Source organism: Sphingobium sp. JAI105 (genome assembly GCF_015752145.1).
Classification (GTDB): Bacteria; Pseudomonadota; Alphaproteobacteria; order Sphingomonadales; family Sphingomonadaceae; genus Sphingobium; species Sphingobium xenophagum.
Map to the genome: position 1 here is coordinate 2,927,585 of NZ_JADOUC010000001.1, position 20,239 is coordinate 2,947,823.

Genomic DNA, 20,239 nt, shown 5'->3' on the forward strand with positions numbered 1-20,239 from the left:
AATGATCCGCGACATCGCACAGTTTGCGCCGAACAGGAAATCGGGTGTCTTCAGGGTGTGTCACTCAAGGGAATGAGCGACGATGACGGCATGGCACTGTGGCCATGAGCCGCTAGTTATTTGCTGCTTCTCTCCCCGAATGCGCTTTTTAGCCATTCTGCCGACATTCCTCTTGCCTGCGTTCCCAAGTCGAGCAATGTGGCGTCGCTTCCCGTGAAAGCCGGGAAGCGGGGCGTAGTAACCCCATTTCGCTAGAACTCGGTCACGGCATTTTGCTGGGGCCGGGTGGCATGCGCGCATGTCCAGCCGGCAACGGTAAAGGCGCATGCGCCTGCTCTAGCGATCAGGTTACTAACATCCGGCTTCCGAGCCGTCGCCCCGAGAGGACATAGGAGCGACGCACGAGGCCAGGGCAGCGGGCCGCTCCGACATGAGGAGCGCCGGACGTGAACTGCCTGTCAAAAACCATAGAGCCGCATCCCAACGCGCGTCTCGCAATGGATTCGACCCTGATAGAAAAAGCACTGGAGCATCAGCTGACCGGCGCGATCATGGCGCGGCTGCTGCTGCGCGACCAGCGCTATGAACTGCTCTACGGCGTGTTCGATCGCGATGGCTATGATGTCGTGATCGAGGCGGGCGGGATCATGCGTCATATTCAACTGAAGGCGGTTGTGGCAAACGGGAAGCGCAACAGGTTCTCGCTTTCGACCCGACTGGGGAGCAAACCCTCGGGCTGCGCAATCTGGATCAGCTGGGACCCTGCAACGATCGGCTATACCGGCTTCCGCTTCTTCGGTGGCAGGCCGGGCGAACCGCTGCCTGATCTTGGAGACCGGATTCCTCGACACAGCCGTGCCAACAGCCTCGGCCGCAAGGGGCAACGCCTCGATCATCGCGAGATCCCAGCGAGTTGCTTCACCCGGATCGCCGATCTTGAGACCTTGGTGGATCATCTGTTCGGGCCAGCGCCGGACCCTGATCTACAGCTGCTTCGCACTGCCATAATCTCCGCACCGGGCATCAGCGCGGAAGGCTGGATCGGAGCGGTGCAGGAAGGCAGCTTCGACGCCATTCCGACGGATCTGGGCTGGGATGGTTCGGCTGATCTTGCGCATCTGATCGATGGCTACGCGCTGCTTGAACAGACCGGCCGTGGAGAGGGAGCGGCCGTTGCCAATCAGGCCCGCATCAACGCCGAACAGACCGGCCGCTGGGCAGGTGGCGCGCTGGATCTCTGGATCGCGCTGTTTCTCGAGCACCGCCACTGGCGGCAGTCCGAACCCCATGAACCCGATCCACAGCAGCGCGCGCTGCTCGATACCCTTGTTCACCAACTCCGGGAGGCCCTTGTCGCGTGAAGACCCGTTTTGCCATGACAGCCGCCATCCTTCTGACGGCTTGCACCATGCCCTTAGCTGCAAAGGATAAGACCCCGCACACATGGTATGCGACGAGGACCGCCGATCCGGTTACCGGCGTCACCCGCTGCGTGGTGACCGCCATGGATTATGTGGGCAAGACGCGATACTCGCGCACCGGCTTCCTTTATCCCATGATCGAGAACCATCCCCGGCATGGCCTCCTCATCGGGGTGAGCAGCGGGGGCCGATTCCGCCTCCCGACCGGCACGATGCTCTGGCGCGTCGATGACCAGCCCTTCCGCGAAATCCGGCCCGAGGATGGCCCGCTCCCCGATGGCGCGGCGATCGCTGCGGTGCCCGTACCGGCCGGTGCTGAGTCCGCAACCTCAAAGGCAGTCAATGATGCCATGGCGCTCGCCACCCGCATGGCCGCCGGCTTCTCCGCCACCAGCACCTTCGCTACCGGCGAACAGGCCGCGGCCATGCTGGCGGAACTGCGGGCAGGTCATGGCCTGCTCTACCGGGCCAAGGCGGCCTCCAGCGACATGGGCCTGCCCGACAGCGGTATGTACCGCGTAGGGCAGATCACCAAGGATGGTCTCAAGCCCATCCCTGTGGACGAATCATTGCATACGGCCCTTGCCCAATGCGGTATAGCTGGGGAAGGTGAGGGAGGTGGCGCTGGTACAGCAGTGGACAGTGTCAGCGGACGGAAATAAATCAGCGCAAAAACAGCAGGATGGCCTAGGAAATATACATAGGAACTAACTGACTACAAAATCAGGTTGACGACGTGGCTTGTGCGTTGGATATATGCAGCACACAAGCGATGGAGTGTGTAGTGGCAAACGAGCAAATGGACCGCCTGACCGAAGGGCTCGATACGAAGGCGGCAAAGGTGCGCGCGCTCCATGCCGCGGGCGTGTCCACCGGTGACATCGGTCGCTATCTCGGCATTCGCTATCAGCATGTCTACAATGTTCTGCTGCGCGCAGGTCTCATCGAGAAAGCCGGCGCGGCTTCGGAAAAGCCGGCGCTTAGCGGCGACGCGGAGATCATCGTCGCGCAGATCGGCAAAAGCGGCGGCATCGAACTGCCTGACGCAGTCATGCAGCACTACGGGCTTGCCGTCGGTGCGACGGTCTACTGTCAGGTGCTGCCCGAAGGACTGATGATCCTCAGCCAGGAAGCCGTCCTGAAGCAGGTGACGGCGCTGGCGCGCGAAAAAATGCCCGAGCAGGCCGCGCTTATCGAAGCGTTGCTCAATCTAAATCGTGGCGGAACGCTACGTTCCCCATAGTTCGGGGTAATCCTACACAGGAACATGAACCATGAATGAGAGTGACAGATTCCGGGGGGACGGGCTCATCCGTTCCCTCAAGGTGGAACTGCGTCCGCTCGGCGCGGTCCGCCCGGCTAAGCGCAATGCCCGCACGCACAGCGAAAGGCAGATCGGCCAGATCGCCTCCTCGATCCGGCAGTTCGGCTTTACCAATCCGATCATCGTCGATGAGGAAGGAATGATCGTTGCCGGCCATGGCCGGCATGCAGCCGCAGCGCTGCTTGGTCTTGCCGACGTTCCGGTCATATCGATTATCGATCTCGATCCTGCTGAACTGCGGGCCTATGCGCTGGCGGACAACCGGATCGCCCAGAACGCGGGCTGGGACGAGGATGTGCTGCGGATCGAGTTCGAGGAACTTCATGCCCTTGAGCTCGCCTTCGACCTCGAGATCACCGGCTTTTCCACGACCGAGATTGACCAGATCTCGGCGATGACGCCGACGGACGCCAAGCTCGAGAAGATGCCCGCGGTCGACAGGCGTCAGACCTGCGCTGTCGAACGGGGTGACCTCTGGATCCTCGGCCATCACCGCCTGCTATGTGGCGACACGCGCAGGCCCGAAAGCTTTGCGCAGCTGATGGGGGACGATCGGGCGCGGCTCGTTTTCTCCGATCCGCCATTCAACGTGAAGATCAACGGCCATGTCGGTGGTCTCGGAAAGACGAAGCATGCCGAGTTCGCCATGGCGACGGGCGAGATGAGCGAGCGAGAGTTCACAGGGTTCCTCGAAACCGCCTTCCGCAACGCGGCTGATGTCAGCATGGATGGCGCGATTCATTATCAGTGTATGGACTGGCGCCATGTCGAGGAGATGATGATGGCGGGGAGGGCGGTTTATTCCGAACTCAAGAACATCTGCATCTGGTCCAAGGACAATGCTGGCATGGGCAGCTTCTACCGCTCGCAGCATGAACTGGTGTTCGTCTGGAAGGTCGGGACCGCCCCCCATCTCAATACGGTGGAGCTCGGAAAGAACGGCCGCTACCGTACCAACATCTGGAACTACCGGGCCGCAACGAGGACGGGTGCCGACGCGGAGCTCGCCATGCACCCGACGGTTAAGCCGGTGACGATGGTGATGGACGCGATCAAGGATACATCGAAGCGGGGAGAGATCGTGCTGGATCCGTTTGGCGGGTCGGGCTCGACGCTCATCGCAGCCGAGAAGACGAAGCGGCACGGACGGCTGATCGAATATGAGCCGGGCTATTGCGAGGTGACGATCCGTCGCTGGCAAGCGTTGACCCGTAGGGCTGCGATTCTCGATTCGACCGGCGAGAGCTTTGCCGAGGTGTCGGCCCGGCGAATTGCCGCGATGGAAGGCATGGCTGACGCTGCACTGAACAGCAGTGCAGGTGCAATGGCGGAAGGGAGTATGAACCATGACGATTGCGCGTGACGGAAAGGGTCGTTTTCCGAAGGGCGCGTCTGGCAACAGACGAGGACGACCGCGGTCCACGCCGCAGCGGATCGAAACGCTCGCCGACATCAACGACATGATCATCCGGGTCATGAATATGCGAACCACGATCCGATCGTCGGAAGGGGAAAGGAGCGTCAGTCTGCTTGAGGCCAATGTCCTGCGCCTCGCCATGGGCGGCGCAGATAACAGATTGGCTGCCGTCCATTCGATCACCCTCACGCGTCAGGCTATCTGGGGCCGTCAGGAGCAGCTTATCCGCGAGGAGAAGATGCGCCAGTTCGAGATGCAGAAGGAGCTGCCAGACTGTTTACGGGATGACGCGGAGTGACGAAGGATGGACCAAAAGCGGTGGTGCCAGCCGTGCTGGACGAAACGCATCAAGCAATCCTCGATCTCGCGAGCAGGCAGGTCAGGGTGACGACGCCTGATGGTCGCCGGATCCGGGTCACGCTGTTCGAGGCGCGGCTGCTCGAACTGGCTTCGCCGGACTGCCGGCGGCGCATCCTGTGCCAGGATTTCATCACGCAGGTGCGCAACGCGCTTCTGGGAAGCGAAATCGGCGGGATATGATCGAAACCCTTGAAAAGCTGAAATGCTGCCAAGGGATACATCCCGCAACGCCAGAAGGTTGGAACAGGCTGGAACTGCCTGTTTAACGCCTCTTTTTTTGCAAAGACCAGTAATTTTACCACCTGTTTTGCCTGTTACTGTCCAGCGTGCTGTTTACGACGTTCGACCTGTAGCACATTGTAAAATAAGAAATACTGCCCATCAAAGGCTGCCATTCAAGCAGTTCGTGATGCAGAAAATCTGTTGCAGGTTATCGTGTCCAAAAGCCTGCCTTGGCAGGGGTGAAGTTCAGCGCAGCGACTGACGCTTTTCACGACGGGGCAACACCTAGGAAGCAGGCCAAGCTTCATTCCGTACTGCTGTGGGTCCGGCCAGAGAAAAAGGTCTCGATCTGCGCTATTCCTCACCTGCAGAGGCTTCTCCGCAAAAGGAATCGTAACAGAATGGCGCGAATTTGCGCGCTTTTGCGGCCAAATACCCGCTTCTTCGAATTGATTGTGACTAGGTGGCGGAGCGGCAGGGATTCGAACCCTGGATACGCTTTTGGCGTATACTCACTTTCCAGGCGAGCGCCTTCGACCACTCGGCCACCGCTCCGCATTGCACTGGAAGTCGCGCTCCCTATCGTGGCGAAGGCGGCTAGGCAAGGGGATGCTTTACTTTCCTGCGCGGGGACGCTCTGATCGGGACATGATCCGATTTTTCGCGCCCGCGCTGCTCGCTTTTATACCCGCTTCTGCCGCCATCGCCGCGGATCCGCCCGCAACGCCCGCCGCCGTGGTGGCCGCCGCCCCGGCCAGCGCCTGGCGCGCGATTGCGGCGGAAAATCTGCTGGTGATGACGATCGAGGGGGGCAAGCGCGTGGTGATAGAGGTCGCGCCTGCCTTTGCGCCGCGCCATGTCGCCAATATCCGCGCGCTGGCAAAGGCGCACTGGTGGGACGGGACCAGCATCAACCGGGTGCAGGATAACTATGTCGTGCAATGGGGCGATGCGACCGAAAAAAAGCCGTTGCCGCCTGGCCTGTCGCCGACCAGTTCCGCCGACTATGTCCGATCGATCGCCAATGTGCGGCTGGCGATCACGCCCTCGCCCTCGGCGGACGCCTATGCGCCCAAGACGGGCTATGTCGATGGCTGGCCGATGGCGATGGACGGCGATGGCGCATGGTTGCCGCATTGCTATGGCTTTGTCGGCGTCGGCCGCAATGTCTCGCCCGATGCGGGAACGGGGGCGGAGCTTTACGCCGTGAACGGGCAGGCGCCGCGCCAGCTTGATCGCAATATCGCCGTGGTCGGCCGGGTGGTCGATGGCATGGCACATCTGTCCAGCCTGCCGCGCGGATCGGGCGAACTGGGTTTCTACACGGCCGACGAAAAGACAGTGCCGATCCTGTCGGTGCGACTGGCGAGCGAGTTGCCCGACGCCGAACGGCCGCATTTTCAGGTGATGGACGTCGCTTCGCCCAGCTTTGCCGCCTATTTGCGGCTGCGCGCCAACCGGAAGGATGATTTTTACGATCGCCCCGCTGGCGGCGTCGACCTGTGCAATGCGCCGGTGCCGGTGCGCGCCACGCCATAAAGGAACATTCGCCGCCCCATTCGCGCTATAGCGGCAGCATGATAGCGGGAGAGAGCGGATGATCGTAGGCACCGTCAAGGAAATCAAGAATCACGAATATCGCGTCGGGCTGACCCCCGAAAGCGTCCATGAACTGACCGCGCATGGTCATGAGGTGCTGGTGGAAACGGGCGCGGGCGACGGGATCGGCGCGCATGACGCGCTGTATGAGAAGGCGGGCGCCAGGATCGTCGCCACCGCTGCGGAGATATTCGCCAGCGCCGAAATGATCGTGAAGGTCAAGGAGCCGCAACCGGGCGAACGCGCCATGCTGCGCGCCGGGCAGATCCTCTACACCTATCTGCATCTGGCCCCCGATCCCGACCAGACCCGCGACCTGATCGCCAGCGGGGCCGTCTGCATCGCCTATGAAACGGTGACGGACGATCAGGGTGGCCTGCCGCTGCTCAAACCCATGAGCCAGGTGGCTGGCCGCATGTCGATCCAGGCGGGCGCGACGGCGCTGGAAAAGGCGCATGGCGGGCGTGGCGTGCTGCTGGGCGGGGTGCCGGGCGTGCTGCCTGCCAAGGTGGCGGTGATCGGCGGCGGCGTGGTCGGCTTCAACGCGGCGCAGATGGCGGCGGGGCTTGGCGCGGACGTGACGATCCTGGATCGCAGCCCGCAAGTACTGGAGCGGCTGGGCATGTATTTCGAAGCGCGGGCCAAGACGCGCTTTTCCAACCGCGCCAATCTGGCCGATTGCGTGGCGGACGCTGATCTGGTGATCGGCGCGGTGCTGATCCCCGGCGCGGCCGCGCCCAAGCTGGTCAGCGCGGACATGCTCAAAAGCATGAAGAAGGGCGCGGTGCTGGTCGATGTCGCGATCGATCAGGGTGGCTGTTTCGAAACCAGCCATGCCACCACCCATGCCGACCCGACCTATATCGTCGATGGCATCGTCCATTATTGCGTCGCCAACATGCCGGGCGCTGTGGCCCGCACCAGCACCTATGCGCTCAACAATGTGACGCTGCCCCATGCGTTGCGGATCGCCGATCTGGGATGGAAGGATGCGTTGCGCAGCGACCCGCATTTGCTGGCGGGCCTCAATGTGTGGGACGGCAAGATCACCTATGGCGCGGTCGCGGATGCGCTGGGTCTGGATCATGTTTCGGCGGCACAGGCGGTCGCCTAGATACGCGACCGCCCAACTTTTGCCTGTTCCTGTTGCGGGTTAGCCGCGCCTGTTCGTCTAGCCAGACAAGGGGCGCTGTTCCGTGTCCCTTATCCGGTTTCGCCGAAGAGAGGCATGGTTTCCCGTGATGATCGATTCCCCGACATTCGCCCCCTTGACCTGCAAGGGCGTTAGCAACAGCTTGATCAAGGGTCAGGCACGGGAACAGGGGGCGCGGTGATGCACGGTGATGTCATGACCTGGCTGGTGCCGCTGGTTTCCATGCTGGCGGCGGGGCTGTTCGCCGGCTTTGCCGCGGGCATTTTCGGTATTGGCGGCGGCTTCGTCGTCGTGCCTGCCTTGTTCGTCGTGCTGCCCCTGCTGGGCGGCACGCACGATGCCATCGCCCATGTCGCGATCGGCACGTCGGCGGCGACGATCATCGTCACCTCCATTCGCTCGCTCCTGTCCCATGCCAAGCGCGGGGCGGTGGAGTTTGAGATACTCAAGACCTGGGCGCCGTGGATCATCTTGGGCGATGGCATGGGCGTGTTGTTGGCGGGCCATGTCGACGGGCGCATCCTGACTATGATCTTTGCTGGGGGCGTATTCCTGATGTCGCTCAACTTCCTGCTGCCCAAGGTCGGCGACAAGGTGATCAGCCAGGACATGCCGTCGGGGATCGCGCGGGTCGGCATTGCCGGGGGGCTGGGCACATTTTCCGCGCTGCTGGGGATCGGCGGCGGGACGATCGCGATCATGGTGATGACCTTGTGCGGTCGCTCGATCCACCGCGCGATTGCCACCGCGTCCGGCGTCGGCACGCTGATCGCCATTCCCAGCGCGATCGGCTTTGCGCTGATCGGCCTTAAGGAAACCGGCCTGCCCTGGGGGTCGCTGGGCTATGTCAATGTGCCCGCGACGCTGGCGATTGCCTCCATGTCGGTGCTGACCGCGCCGCTCGGCGTCGCAGTCGCCCATGCGCTGCCCGCCAAGCCGCTCAAGAAGATTTTTGGCGTCTATCTGGTCGTCATCGCCTTCGTCATGTTCCGCAACGCCCTGAAAATCTGACGGCGTGGGGCGTCACTAACAGCCATTGTCACTGGCGGCCTTTCCCTTCATTCGTGTAGCGGGGGGCGTTATGGGGCATAGTGACCAGATTTCCGTGCTGTTGGTGGAGGATGACGCGGCCGCGCGCGCCAATATCGCCGCGATCCTCAGCAGCGCGGGCATCAGCGTGGAACAGGCCGAAGATGGCGCGACCGGCCTGAAGCGCGCGGGCAGCGGCAGCCATGACGTGCTGATCCTGGACCGGATGCTGCCTGGCTATTCGGGCATCGACATCGTCACCCGGCTGCGCGGCGCGGGGGTAGGGACGCCGGTCCTGATGCTGTCCGCGCTGGGGCGCAGCGAACATCGGGTCGAAGGACTGGAAAGCGGGGTCGATGACTATCTCGCCAAGCCGTTCGAGCCGGACGAACTGGTCGCCCGCGTCCGGGCCTTGTGGCGGCGTGCCAGTCGCCGCAGCCATGATCCGGTGCTGCTGTTTGGCGATCTGGAATGTCATGCCAAGGCGCGCACCGCCTATCGGCAGGGCCGGCACCTGGCGCTCTCGCCCAAGGAATTTGAACTGTTCCGTTACCTGATGGACCATGCGGGCGAGGTGGTGACGCGCGAAATGCTGCTTCGCCATGTGTGGAAGCTGAATTTCGATCCGCAGACCAATGTCGTCGACGTCAATGTCGGCCGCCTGCGCCGCAAGCTGGAGGAGGGGTTTGACAGCCCCGTGCTGGAAACGGTGTGGGGCACCGGATACCGGCTGATCGCGGTCGGGGCCGGGCCTGCCGGCGGATCGACCAGCGGACAGGCCGTTGGCTAGGATCAATCTGTTCCACTCGGTCTTCGGCCGGGTCACCCTGTCGGCGCTGCTGGTCAGCCTGTTGTCGACGCTGGCGCTGTTCCTGGTGGTGGAAAAGATTGTCGTCGATGATGGCAGGGCGAGGCTGGCGCGGGAGGTCGATACCGATCTGGCCGGGCTGGCGGATATTTATGTCAGCGGCGGCGACGCGGAATTGCGCGCGCGCATCGCCGACCGGCTGTCGGTCGAACAGCAGGATGGCGAACAGGGCTGGTATCTGCTGGCCGACGCGCAGGGACGGCGCATCGCAGGCAATCTCGACCGCTGGCCCAAATTGTCCGCCCATGTTTCCGAAGCGCGATTCGTCACCCTGCCCGATGGGCAGCGCATGTTCGCGCGAGCGACCCGGCTTGGCCCGTCGGCGCAATTGCTGGTCGGGCGCAGCGATATGCGCGGGCAGGCGCTGCTTGCCCGGCTGGCGATGGCCTTTGCCGTCGCGGGCGCGCTGATCGCGCTGTTCAGCCTGCTGGCGGGTCATTTTGCGGCGCGCCGCCTGCGCGTTCGGGTGGAGGCGGTCAATGCCACCTTCGCGGCGGTTCGGGCCGGGCGGATTGCGGCACGGGCGCCGGGCGCCGGGACCAGTGATGAACTGGCCGAACTGGCCGCCAACACCAATGCGATGCTGGATCAGGTCGAACGGCTGATAGAGGCGCAGCGCGCCGTGTCGGACCAGACCGCGCATGAAATCCGCACCCCGCTGATGCACCTCGACACCCGCATATTGAAGGCGATGGAAGGGACGCAGGACAGCACGCTGCTGCGCACGCTCGACCAGTCGCGCGGCGAGATTCGCGGGGTCGTGCGATTGCTCGATTCGCTGCTCGACATAGCGGGCACGCAGGCGCTGCGCGGTGACCTGCGCGGGCTGGCGGAAGTCGATTTGAGCGACATAGCCGAGACGCTGGCGGACCTTTATGGCGCAAGCGCAGAAGAATTGGGCATCGGCTTTCATGCCCGGATCACGCCCGGCGTCATGCTGCGCGCGGACCCGATGCAGATGATGCGGCTGATGTCCAACCTGCTCGACAATGCGTTCAAATATGTGCCGAGCGGCGGGTCGGTGGCGCTGATCCTGTCGCCCGGCCCGCGTATCATCGTGCAGGATGACGGCCCCGGCATCCCCGCCGCCGACCGCACGCGCATTTTCGAACGCTATGTTCGGCTTGATGTCGGGTCAGGCGGCGGGCATGGGCTGGGACTGGCGCTTGCCAGAGCGATTGCACAGCGGCATGAACTGTCGCTGCATGTGGAGGATGCCGCGCCCGGTGCGCGGTTCGTCGTCCAGTTGGAGGATCTGGCAGCTGGAGGGTCGGGATGATTAGGCTGTTGCTGCCCGCATTGCTGCTTGTCGCGCCGCCCGCCGCGCCCGCCGCGGACATGCTGCCCGCCGACCCGGTGCTGCGCACGCTGATGGAGGGGGACGCCGCGCTGGCTGGCGGCAATGCGGCGCAGCTTATGGACGTGGCGCAGATTCTCAAAGCCCTTGGCGCGACGCCCGCCGAGGGACAGGATGACCTCGCCGCGCTCTGGACGCAGGAGGCGCAGACGCGCGGCGTGACCCGGTCCACCCTGGCCTTTCGCGGGCGGGCTCTGGGTCCGGCCTACCGGCGCGGTTTGCTGGAGGCGGGCGGCAGCTTCACCATGCGGCAATTATTCCTGGCCGGGCAGCGCGCGCAGATTTCCATTGCCCCGGCGAGTGGGGCTGGCGGCGCTGGCCTGTCGATCCGGGTACAGGGGAGCGACGGCGCGACCCTGTGCGCGAAAGCGGTCGGCGGGCCGCAGGCGGACTGCGCTTGGCTGCCGGTCTTTACCGAACGCTATGATATTGTGATAGAAAATGGCGGATCGACGCCTGCGGGATTCTATCTGATCATGCGCTGACCGCCGCTCGGTTCGTCGCTGCGCGGGCGCGCTTCATCCATTCTGTCAGTTCATTCAGGCGAAAAAGGCCGGGGTCGGGGCGTTGTGTCCTCCATGTTTCATGAGGAATGAGGAGAAACCCGATGAAGCGTTCGTCCTTTCTGGCCGCTGCTGCCCTGTTCACCCTGACCTCCACCACGGCCTTCGCCCAGGGTGAAGGCCCGATCAGCTATGAAGAGCAATTGGCGCAGGTGGAAAACCAGTTGACCTATCAGTCGCCGATCGCCGGGGTCGAGAATGATTATTGGTTCAATTATCAGACCGACCTGGCCGAAGCGCGCAAGGAATTGACCAAGGATCTGCGCCGCTCGTCCGATGCGGAGGATAATCGGGACGCCTGGGAAGAATATCGCGCCGAACTGGCCGACGCCCGCGGCGACTATGCCAAGGAAATGGCCGAAAAAGGCTATCCGGTCGGGCAGGTGCGCGTGTTGAGCGATAATGGCCGGTGAAGAGGCGACGGGGGAGGGGGCTGCCCTTTCCCCGTCCCTCAGTCGGCGTCGGGATCGCGGAAATTCAGCCGCCGCGTGACGGTATAGTCGAGCACGCCGACCAGCAGATAGCTGATCCATTGTTTGGCCAGCGTCAGCATCGTGCGGGTGGCGCGGTGGCTTTCCATCGTTACCAACTGGCTGTCCCGCGCCAACCGATCGATCACCCCGCGCACCGACGTCGCGAACCCGGCATCGTCGATCCGCAGCATGACCTCCAGATTGATGAACAGGCTGCGCATGTCGAAATTGGCCGATCCGATAAACACGGCATCGTCGATGACGATCAGCTTCATATGCAATTTGCGCGGGCTATATTCGGCAATCGTCACCCCGCGCTTGAGCAGCGGACCATAGAGCAGCCGCGCCGCCTCTATCGTCGTGCGATTGTCCGATTTGGCGGGCAGGATGATCCGCGCGCCCTTGCGACCTGCGGCGCGGGCGATTCGCTTGAGCATCCCGCGTCCCGGCGAAAAATAGGCGGCGACCATGTCGACGCGCTGCGCTTGCTCCAGATCATGCTTGACCACCTGCGCCCAGGGACTGAGCCGCCGGGTCGGCCCGCCGATCAGCCACCGGAACGGATCGGCCGGATCATGATGAAGCGAGGGGTGCCAGTGGCGCACCATGCGCCGCAACGTGCGGAACCGCTGCTTTTTGGTCGAGACCCAGCGCCAGAGCTGCCCATACCAGCGGGTCATCGCCTCGACCTGCGGCCCTTCTATCCATAGGCCCATGTCCGCCCAGCTATCGCGCGGCGGGATGCCGAAATAGCCGTTTTCGACATTGAAGCCGCCGATCAGCACCTGCGCGTCATCGGCAATCGCCATCTTCTGATGGTTGCGGATCAGGTAGCGGGTGGACCGGCGCGTACCGAAACGGCCGAAATGGGCGCCTGCCTCCACCAGAGGGGCAAAGAAGCTGTCGGGCGTGCGCGCCGATCCGAAGCCGTCGACCATCAGCGTCACCATCACGCCACGCGCCCGCGCCGCGACCAGGGCGTCACGCACCGCCATGCCGCAGTCATCACCGGAAAAGATATAATAATAGAGTTTGAGCGATGTCCGCGCCCCTGCAATCAGTGCGATCAGCGCATCCAGCAGGGCTGCGCCGTCGACGATCAGGCGCAGGTGATTGCCGTCCAGCGTGACGGCGATGTCGGGCACGTCTGCTTGCGCGCCTGCTGGCCTGTGGGTCGCCATCGCGCCCTCATGCCGCCTTTTGGCAGCGCGCGCCATGGCTTTATGGCCTTTTCATTGACTTGTAACAGGGGCGCTGCTAACCGGCCAACTGATCATTCCATTTGTTGCAGGAGGCCCGTTTGGCCCGCGTTACCGTCGAAGATTGCGTCGACAAGGTTACCAACCGTTTTGACCTCGTTCTGCTCGCCGCCCAGCGCGCGCGGGAAATTTCGGGCGGTGCAGAGCTGACCGTGGACCGCGACCGGGACAAGAATCCCGTCGTCGCCCTGCGCGAAATCGCTGAAGAAACGGTGCTGCCCGCCGAACTGCATGATTCGGTTGTCGCCTCGCTTCAGAAGGTGCAGATTGACGATGACGATACGCCGGACGAAATCGGCTCGATCGCGCAGTCGGCCGAGGCCCTGCGCCTGACCGCCGCTGCGCCGCCGCGCAACCAGAATATCGGCGGCGACTACGACGGCTGATCCACGGGATTGAGTTTGGAGAGGGAAGAGGCCCGGCCTGCGCAAGCAGGACCGGGCCTCACTTATTGGCGGCTGATTCCCTCTCCTTTCGGGGAGAAGCGCGCTCACCCCGCAGGCCGCGCGATGCGCTTGCCTTTGGTCCGGCTGGTGAGGTGAAATTGCCCGCAGCGGTCGCAGCGATAGGGGCGGAGTATGATGGTCGCCTGCTCTACCGCTGCCTGCGCCTGCTCCTGCGTCGGATAGCGGCGCTTGGCGGCACAGATGTGCAGGCGGGTACTTTTCACAGATTAGTCACAGCGGCGGCAAGGCCCAGTCGATCGGCCCGCGCCCATGCGCCTCCAGAAAGGCGTTGGCCTGCGAAAAGGGGCGCGATCCGTGAAAGCCGTTATGGGCAGACAGCGGGGAAGGGTGGGCGGACTTCAGCACCAGATGCCGGCTTTGATCGACAAACGCCGCCTTGCGCTGGGCATAGGCGCCCCACAGCAGGAATACGGTGGGCTGTTCCTGCTCCGCCACCAGTCGCACGACGGCATCGGTGAATAATTCCCACCCCTTGCCCTGATGCGATGCGGCGCGCGCCATTTCGACCGTCAGTAAGCTGTTGAGCAGCAGCACGCCCTGCCTGGCCCAATGTTCCAGAAATCCGTGGGATGCGCGCGGGATGCCCAGGTCCGCCTCCATCTCCTTGTAGATGTTGACCAGGGATGGCGGGGTGCGCACGCCCGGCTGGACCGAAAAGCACAGGCCATGCGCCTGCCCTTCGCCATGATAGGGATCTTGCCCCAATATCACGACCTTGACCTGGTCCAGCGGGGTGAGGTCGAGCGCGCGGAAATAGTCGCGCCCCTTGGGGAAGATGCGCTTGCCCGCCGCCTTTTCCGCCGCCAGAAAGGCTTTCAGCCCCTGCATATGCGGGGTGGTGAACTGGTCGGCCAGCGGGGTCAGCCAGCTTTCGTGCAACTTGATCGCGCTACTCATGGCGCGGGTGATGGCCCGCCCGATAAAGCCCTGTCAACGCGCGAATCGCGGTAAACTCTCTTGCGCTTGGCCTGCGCTTTGGCGACATGGGGCGCATGGTTCCGTTTCGTCCTATCGCCATGCTCGCCGCCCTTGGCCTGTTCCTCGCGCCGCTGCCCGACGCCGACGCCTTTGGCCCAGCCAAGACGGCGGTGCAGCAAACCGCCGAAACGCGGCTGATCGCCCAGTTCCAGCGCTTTGCCAGCCTGACCGATGGCACGGTCGGCATCGTCGTGCGCGACCTTGGTACTGGCGAAACGCTCTCGCTCAATGGCGACACGCTCTTCCCGATGGCCAGCGCCTACAAGGTCGCGGTGGCAGGGCGCATCTTTGCGATGGTCGACGCGGGCGCGCTGACGCTGGAGGATCAACTGGCCAGCCCGGCGGGTCCGGTTTCGGTCGCCACGCTGCTGGACCTGATGCTGACCCGTAGCGACAATGACGCGACCGACCTGCTTGTCGCGCGGGCAGGCGGCCCGACGGCGGTGCATCAATGGGTCGCGGGGCTGGGCATCCGCGGCTTGCGGGTAGACAGCAACACCGCCGATCTTCTGTATCGCGCCATGGGCCTTGCCCCCCAGCCGGGCAATTTCCACCGCAATGTCGCCGCTGCGATGGCGGCCGACCCGGCGTTGCGCGAACGCGATGCACATGACATTCCCAACATCGCCTTCGCCCGCGACCCGCGCGATACCGCCACGCCGACCGCGATGACCGATCTGGTCGCCGCGATTCGCACAGGCAAAGTCCTGTCGGGGCGCAGCACGGTGGCTTTGCTGTCGATCATGGAACGGTGCCGCACCGGCAAGGCGCGGCTGCCCGGCATGTTGCCGCCCGGGACGCTGATCGCGCACAAGACCGGGTCGCTCAACGGCACCGGCAATGATACCGGCGTCATCAGCCTGCCCGACGGACGGCTGTTCGCGATCACCGTATTCGTGATGCAGGATCATAAGGGGCATGAGACGCGCGACCGCATCATGGCGGAGGCCGCACGGGCAAGTTATGACTATTTTCTGTTCGCGCCTGATAGAGGCACGGTCTGACGCACCGCTCTTAACATCGATCAACTCCGGAGATAGGGTGGCTATAGAGAGGATTGCCGTGCCCGCCATCACCCGATTTCGCGACTTCTGGCCCTATTATCTGCAGGAACATGCGCGTCCTGGCACGCGCGCCCTGCATTATACCGGGACCAGCATGGTCGTGGCGCTGCTGACGGCGGCGCCCATTGCCGGGCGCTGGTGGATGGCGCTGGCCCTGCCGATCGTCGGCTATGGTTTTGCATGGATTGGCCATGGCCTGATCGAACGCAACCGGCCTGCCACCTTCCGCTATCCATTCTGGTCGCTGCGCGCCGATTTCGTGATGTGGTACCGTTATTTGACCGGGCATATCCGCCGCGATCTCGCGCGCGCCGGGGTGCGGCCCGATGGCACGGTGGACCCCGACCGGCGCGTGTCGGCCTAGCACCACTGCTTGACCGCACCCGGCGCTCTGCGACAAGAGGGCGCAATGGCTCTTGTCGCGCAATTTCTTCCCCTGCCGAACCGGACGGCGCTTGGCGCACGCTGGAAGGCGCTCGAAGCGCAGGCGGATGCCGCGTTTTTCCTCAGCTGGACCTGGGTGGGCGCGTGGCTGGCCAGCTATGACGTGCGCCCTGAACTGCTGGAGGTGACGGACGAGGCAGGCGCGGACGTCGCGCTGGCGCTGGTCGGTCACGCAATGATGCCGCGCCTGCTGGGACGCACGGCGACGCTGAGCCTCAACCAGTCGGGCGATGGGCAGGCCGACCGGCCCTATGTCGAATATAATGGCCTGCTTGCCGCGCGCGGGCGGGAGGCGGAGGCCGCGACCGCCGCCATCGCCGCGCTGGGCTGTCGGCGTGACTGGCGCGCGCTGCGGCTGAGCGGGATCGCGCCGGATTCGCCGCTGCTGGACATGCCCTGCTGGACGAAGCGCCGGGTCGACGCCTCACCTGTCTATCAGGTCGATCTGGACGGGGTGCGCGGCGCGGCAGGCGACTATCTCTCGCTGCTCAGCGCCAATACGCGCAGCCAGATCCGCCGCGCGATCAAGGATCATGGCGGCGGCCTGCCCCATGTCGCGCGGGCAGGCGCTAACGAAGTTACACCCTGGCTGGCCGAAATGGCCGCGCTCAACAGCGGGCGTCATGCCGACAATGCCTGGGACGATCCCGCCTTTCGCGGCTTTGTTACCACCATCGTCGAACAGGGACGGGCCAGCGGCATGGTCGATCTGCTGCGCTTTACCGACGCGGGCGGAGTCGTCGGCCTGCTCGTCAATTTCGTCCATCGGAGGCAGGCGCTCAACTATCAGTCCGCCTTTGCCGATCCGCGCACGGGCAAGGACAAGCCGGGCCTGCTCTGCCACGCGGCCGCCGTCGACCATTATGCCGCGCGCGGCCTGGCGCTTTATTCCCTACTCGCGGGCAAGGATCGCTACAAGCAGAGCCTCTCGACCTGTCAGGAGGGTCTCGACTGGTGGGTGATCGAACGTTTTTCGCCGCGACTGGCGGCGGAAGCGGCGCTGCGCTATATCCTCAAGCGCCCAGCTTCCGCATAACGCGATAGACCAGCCGTCGGACGCTCTGCTTTTCGGGCCGGTCACTGACGGTGCCCACCGGCAGTTTGCGCCGTCGCAGCAGCGCGTTGAAACTGTGCAATTCCCCTTCCGCCACACTGCGTTCGGACCGCCATGTCACCGACAGGCTGACCGATACGGCAGGGCCATTTTCGACGAAATGCGGGGCCTTGACCGGCACATGCACCGCGTCGCCGGGGTGGAGCGGGTAGGGGGCGCCCAGCGCCTTGAACCCGTCCTGCCAGACCAGATTGCGATGGCCACCGCCATGAAATTCCTCGCTCTTCTGCGCCGGCACCAGCGCCTCGTCGCGCGCGGGGAAGATGGTCATCACCTTGGACCCCATGATCTGGAGCAGGATATTATGTTCCGGGTCCATGTGAAACGGGGTAACGCTGCCCGGCGATGTCAGGAAGATGAAGGCTTCGCGGTGGAGCATCGGCCCGGTCCTGGCCGCCACGATCGGCTCCAGATCGGCCAGCGCCGCATCGAGCAGCGCGGCATAGGCCGGGTCGCGCTCGACATTTTTGAGCACGGCCCAGCTGCCGTTGGTTTCGATGGTGCGGATCGTTTCGCCCAGTGTCAGGCCGTTCGACGGCGTATCCTCCGGCCGCACGCCCAGCGGCAGCTTGCCCAGATTATATTCGACGCTGGACGCAGGCATCCGCTCTGCCAGCGTCGCGAGCGCATCAAGGCTGAGCAGCGAGTGGCCGACCAGATTATGGCTTAGCGCGACCGGCTGGTCGGGATAGGCGGCGGCAAAGGTCGTGCGCGCGCTGTCGGGGAAGGTTGCTTCGTGGGTGGCGGCGATCGGGCGATGGGCGGTCATCGCTGTCCTTTCAATAGGCTGGCCAGGGTTTCAAGGCCGTTGACAAGGGCGAAGGCGGCGGCGCGCTGGACCCGCGCCAGGCCGGTGCCGCGCAGCGCAATGCGATATTGCACGATCGTCCGCCGTTCCGCCCACAGGCTGTCGATCATCGGATGGTCGGGCGCGGCGCAACTGTCCATCCAGCCGATCGCGGGATCATCCTGCACCGCGTGCAGATTGGCGATCTCGATCAGCACGCCCGGCGAAAAGCGGCCCAGCGCTTCGTCAAAGGCGATCTTGAATGAAAAGGCGCCTGCACCATGGCGGAAATTGGCCAGCATCGCGATCGCCCGGCCATCGAGGTCGATGCGCAGCATATGCAGCCGCCCGGCCTCGAATGCCGCCGCGCAGGCCGCACGGAAAAAGGTGGCGTCGGCGGGCTTGCAGGCGAGCGCCGTACCTTCCTTCCCCTTCCAGCCCGACGCTTCGAGCGCCAGAAAATCGGCGCACCAGTGCGGCAGGTCGGCGCGTTCGGTGAGCAGCCGGGTCTCGACCGTGCCAAGTTCGGCAAGCCGCTTTTGCAGGCGCCGGATTTCCTTGCGCTTTTTGGCGCGAACATTGGTGTCCCAATAGGCGTCGGCCGACAGGTCCGACCGCAGCATCGCCCGATCGTAGCGGTGAATCTCGCGCCGCCCGCGCCGTTGTTCGACGCACAGCGCTTCCAGCGCGGCGGCATTCGCCCCGGCCGCGTCCAGCCCCTCCATATGCAAAAAGCCACGCGCCCAGGGGGCGTCATCCAGCTGCGCCAGGAAACTGCGCCACGCCGCGACTTCCTGCCCTTCGCGAATCATCGGCGCGCCAAAGAAGCAATGATCGTGCATCCAGTTGGACACGCAGCCGATCGGCATGCGGCCATGGCGCGGCTGCACCACGACCGGCAACAGCCCGATCAGATGGTCGCCCACCCGCGCTTCGATCAACCGGACATGCGCGTCGGTGGCGAGATGGTCGATCGCCGCGCCCAGCATGTCGGGCGCATAAAAGGCATTGGCTTCCGCCGCCTCCTTCGCTAGCGCCGCCCAGCGCGCACGCGGCTTCGCCCCCGTTGGCAGGGGGACGGGGCGCGATGGGTGCAATGCCATGTCCATGGGTTTCGCCTTAAATGGCAAAGATTAGGGAAAGCCTAAACTTTGCCCGCTAGGCGCGAAGCCACAGGATGGTTTATCGGGTAAATGGGGCACGAAAAGGCCTTTACTTTGCCCGCAACTTTGGTGTGACTGACAGGGTGCGCCGCCCGCTGGCGCGACTTCGCGTGGGAGAATGAAGAGCATGACGATATTGGTCACCGGCGCGGCCGGCTTTATCGGCATGACCGTCGCCGATCGGCTCATGGCGCAGGGCCATGCCGTGGTCGGCATCGACAATATGAACGATTATTATCCCGTGTCGCTGAAGCGGGACAGGATTGCCGCGCTGGAACAGGCGCATGGCAAGCTGTTCACCTTTCACGAACTGGATTTCGCCGACAATGATGCGTTGCAAGCCGCGCTTGCCGATCAGGTGATCGAATCGATCGTCCATCTCGGCGCGCAGGCCGGGGTGCGCTATTCGCTGATCAATCCGCATGCCTATGTGCGCTCCAACCTGGCGGGGCATGTCAACATGCTGGAACTCGCGCGTGAGCGGCGGGTGCGGCATTTTGTCTATGCCTCCTCCTCCTCCGTCTATGGCGGCAATGACAGCCTGCCGTTCCGCGTAGAGGACCGGGCCGACCATCCCGTTTCCCTCTATGCCGCGACCAAGCGCGCTGACGAACTGATGAGCGAGACCTACGCCCATCTGTTCCGCATACCGATGACGGGGCTGCGCTTCTTCACCGTCTACGGGCCGTGGGGGCGGCCGGACATGGCGATGTGGATCTTCACCAAGAAGATTCTGGCCGGGGATCCCATTCCGGTATTCAACCATGGCCGGATGCAGCGTGATTTCACCTATATCGATGACATCGTCACCGGGGTCATCGGCTGCCTCGACCATCCGCCCGCCGATGACGGCGCGCCCAAGCCTGGTGGCAGCCGGTCGCCGCACCGGCTCTACAATATCGGCAATAACAAGCCGGAAGAACTGATGCATCTGATCGCGGTGCTGGAGGATGCGCTGGGCCAGAAGGCGCAGATCGATTTCCAGCCGATGCAGCCGGGCGATGTTCACGCCACCTTTGCCGACATCAGTGCCATCGCCCATGACATCGGCTTTGCCCCGACCACGCAAATTGAATCGGGCGTGCCGCGATTCGTGGCATGGTATCGCGACTATCATCAGCCAAAATGACAATCCTGTTGCAACGCACCCATTAAGGCGAGAAAAGTTCCGCGGCTC

The 20,239-nt window shown here is 63.9% G+C and carries 23 protein-coding genes and 1 tRNA gene; 18 read left to right on the plus strand and 6 right to left on the minus strand.

Annotated elements, in window-relative coordinates; translation table 11 throughout:
* The first annotated feature begins 446 nt into the window (after positions 1-446).
* The 6 genes from IWY39_RS14030 (at position 447) to IWY39_RS14055 (ending at position 4,702) form a co-directional block, all read left to right on the plus strand.
* Positions 447-1,361, plus strand: coding sequence for a hypothetical protein (locus tag IWY39_RS14030; protein WP_196871605.1), 915 nt, complete (start codon positions 447-449; stop codon positions 1,359-1,361).
* Complete coding sequence (locus IWY39_RS14035; RefSeq protein ID WP_107125592.1) at positions 1,358-2,083, plus strand: hypothetical protein; 726 nt, start codon at positions 1,358-1,360, stop codon at positions 2,081-2,083. The genes IWY39_RS14030 and IWY39_RS14035 overlap by 4 nt, the downstream gene beginning before the upstream one ends.
* A 137-nt stretch (positions 2,084-2,220) precedes the next feature.
* Positions 2,221-2,664 (plus strand): hypothetical protein, encoded by a 444-nt coding sequence (locus IWY39_RS14040; RefSeq protein WP_107125593.1) that lies wholly within the window; start codon positions 2,221-2,223, stop codon positions 2,662-2,664.
* 31 nt (positions 2,665-2,695) lie between these two features.
* Positions 2,696-4,108, plus strand: a complete 1,413-nt coding sequence (locus IWY39_RS14045; protein WP_107125594.1) for a site-specific DNA-methyltransferase — start codon at positions 2,696-2,698, stop codon at positions 4,106-4,108.
* Positions 4,092-4,460 (plus strand): DUF5681 domain-containing protein, encoded by a 369-nt coding sequence (locus tag IWY39_RS14050; RefSeq protein WP_107125595.1) that lies wholly within the window; start codon positions 4,092-4,094, stop codon positions 4,458-4,460. The genes IWY39_RS14045 and IWY39_RS14050 overlap by 17 nt, the downstream gene beginning before the upstream one ends.
* 32 nt (positions 4,461-4,492) lie before the next feature.
* The gene (locus IWY39_RS14055) at positions 4,493-4,702 is read left to right on the plus strand and encodes a hypothetical protein (protein WP_196871606.1); all 210 of its coding nucleotides are present in this window, start codon (positions 4,493-4,495) and stop codon (positions 4,700-4,702) included.
* A gap of 506 nt (positions 4,703-5,208) precedes the next feature.
* On the opposite strand, the gene IWY39_RS14060 is transcribed toward IWY39_RS14055, so the two are convergent.
* Positions 5,209-5,299, minus strand: a tRNA-Ser gene (locus IWY39_RS14060).
* Positions 5,300-5,392: 93 nt separating this feature from the next.
* Between IWY39_RS14060 and IWY39_RS14065 the strand changes: the two genes are divergently transcribed.
* The 7 genes from IWY39_RS14065 to IWY39_RS14095 all read left to right on the plus strand — a co-directional run bounded on the left by IWY39_RS14065 (position 5,393) and on the right by IWY39_RS14095 (position 11,726).
* Entirely contained in the window at positions 5,393-6,283 is an 891-nt protein-coding gene (locus IWY39_RS14065) for a peptidylprolyl isomerase (RefSeq protein ID WP_107125597.1), read from the plus strand.
* Between the two features lie 58 nt (positions 6,284-6,341).
* Positions 6,342-7,457 carry an alanine dehydrogenase gene (gene ald / locus IWY39_RS14070; RefSeq protein ID WP_019052861.1) on the plus strand — a complete coding sequence of 372 codons (1,116 nt, stop codon included), beginning with the start codon at positions 6,342-6,344 and terminating at the stop codon, positions 7,455-7,457.
* A 219-nt stretch (positions 7,458-7,676) separates the two neighbouring features.
* The gene (locus IWY39_RS14075) at positions 7,677-8,507 is read left to right on the plus strand and encodes a sulfite exporter TauE/SafE family protein (protein WP_017183934.1); all 831 of its coding nucleotides are present in this window, start codon (positions 7,677-7,679) and stop codon (positions 8,505-8,507) included.
* Positions 8,508-8,577: 70 nt separating this feature from the next.
* Positions 8,578-9,315: a response regulator transcription factor gene (locus tag IWY39_RS14080; protein ID WP_107125598.1), complete on the plus strand. Its 738-nt coding sequence runs from the start codon at positions 8,578-8,580 to the stop codon at positions 9,313-9,315.
* Complete coding sequence (locus IWY39_RS14085) at positions 9,308-10,672, plus strand: sensor histidine kinase (RefSeq protein ID WP_107125599.1); 1,365 nt, start codon at positions 9,308-9,310, stop codon at positions 10,670-10,672. The genes IWY39_RS14080 and IWY39_RS14085 overlap by 8 nt, the downstream gene beginning before the upstream one ends.
* The gene (locus IWY39_RS14090) at positions 10,669-11,235 is read left to right on the plus strand and encodes a hypothetical protein (protein WP_017183937.1); all 567 of its coding nucleotides are present in this window, start codon (positions 10,669-10,671) and stop codon (positions 11,233-11,235) included. Before IWY39_RS14085 ends, IWY39_RS14090 begins: the two co-directional genes overlap by 4 nt.
* Before the next feature lie 122 nt (positions 11,236-11,357).
* Positions 11,358-11,726 carry a hypothetical protein gene (locus IWY39_RS14095; protein ID WP_017183938.1) on the plus strand — a complete coding sequence of 123 codons (369 nt, stop codon included), beginning with the start codon at positions 11,358-11,360 and terminating at the stop codon, positions 11,724-11,726.
* A gap of 38 nt (positions 11,727-11,764) precedes the next feature.
* On the opposite strand, the gene IWY39_RS14100 is transcribed toward IWY39_RS14095, so the two are convergent.
* Entirely contained in the window at positions 11,765-13,003 is a 1,239-nt protein-coding gene (locus tag IWY39_RS14100) for a phospholipase D-like domain-containing protein (protein WP_107125600.1), read from the minus strand.
* An 83-nt stretch (positions 13,004-13,086) separates the two neighbouring features.
* Between IWY39_RS14100 and rpoZ the strand changes: the two genes are divergently transcribed.
* The gene (gene rpoZ, locus IWY39_RS14105) at positions 13,087-13,431 is read left to right on the plus strand and encodes a DNA-directed RNA polymerase subunit omega (protein WP_026002539.1); all 345 of its coding nucleotides are present in this window, start codon (positions 13,087-13,089) and stop codon (positions 13,429-13,431) included.
* A 104-nt stretch (positions 13,432-13,535) separates the two neighbouring features.
* Here the strand turns inward: rpoZ and IWY39_RS14110 are convergent, their stop codons facing one another.
* A complete protein-coding gene (locus IWY39_RS14110; protein ID WP_107125601.1) occupies positions 13,536-13,715 on the minus strand; it encodes a hypothetical protein in 180 nt (59 codons plus the stop codon).
* A gap of 7 nt (positions 13,716-13,722) precedes the next feature.
* Positions 13,723-14,409 (minus strand): uracil-DNA glycosylase, encoded by a 687-nt coding sequence (gene ung / locus IWY39_RS14115; RefSeq protein ID WP_107125602.1) that lies wholly within the window; start codon positions 14,407-14,409, stop codon positions 13,723-13,725.
* A gap of 95 nt (positions 14,410-14,504) precedes the next feature.
* Here ung and IWY39_RS14120 point away from each other — a divergent pair, with 95 nt between their 5' ends.
* Genes IWY39_RS14120 through IWY39_RS14130 form a run of 3 tightly spaced genes read left to right on the plus strand, consistent with a single transcriptional unit; the run spans position 14,505 to position 17,034 of the window.
* A complete protein-coding gene (locus IWY39_RS14120; RefSeq protein WP_107125654.1) occupies positions 14,505-15,494 on the plus strand; it encodes a serine hydrolase in 990 nt (329 codons plus the stop codon).
* Positions 15,495-15,552: 58 nt separating this feature from the next.
* Positions 15,553-15,918 (plus strand): DUF962 domain-containing protein, encoded by a 366-nt coding sequence (locus IWY39_RS14125; RefSeq protein ID WP_019052868.1) that lies wholly within the window; start codon positions 15,553-15,555, stop codon positions 15,916-15,918.
* Positions 15,919-15,963: 45 nt separating this feature from the next.
* On the plus strand, positions 15,964-17,034 hold the full coding sequence (locus IWY39_RS14130; RefSeq protein WP_107125603.1) for a GNAT family N-acetyltransferase: 1,071 nt from the start codon (positions 15,964-15,966) through the stop codon (positions 17,032-17,034).
* On the opposite strand, the gene IWY39_RS14135 is transcribed toward IWY39_RS14130, so the two are convergent.
* Positions 17,012-17,881, minus strand: a complete 870-nt coding sequence (locus IWY39_RS14135; protein WP_017183946.1) for a cupin-like domain-containing protein — start codon at positions 17,879-17,881, stop codon at positions 17,012-17,014. The two genes, IWY39_RS14130 and IWY39_RS14135, sit on opposite strands and share 23 nt — an antisense overlap.
* On the minus strand, positions 17,878-19,008 hold the full coding sequence (locus IWY39_RS14140) for a GNAT family N-acetyltransferase (protein ID WP_107125604.1): 1,131 nt from the start codon (positions 19,006-19,008) through the stop codon (positions 17,878-17,880). Before IWY39_RS14140 ends, IWY39_RS14135 begins: the two co-directional genes overlap by 4 nt.
* 181 nt (positions 19,009-19,189) lie before the next feature.
* Between IWY39_RS14140 and IWY39_RS14145 the strand changes: the two genes are divergently transcribed.
* The gene (locus IWY39_RS14145) at positions 19,190-20,191 is read left to right on the plus strand and encodes an NAD-dependent epimerase/dehydratase family protein (RefSeq protein ID WP_017183948.1); all 1,002 of its coding nucleotides are present in this window, start codon (positions 19,190-19,192) and stop codon (positions 20,189-20,191) included.
* Positions 20,192-20,239: the final 48 nt, after the last annotated feature.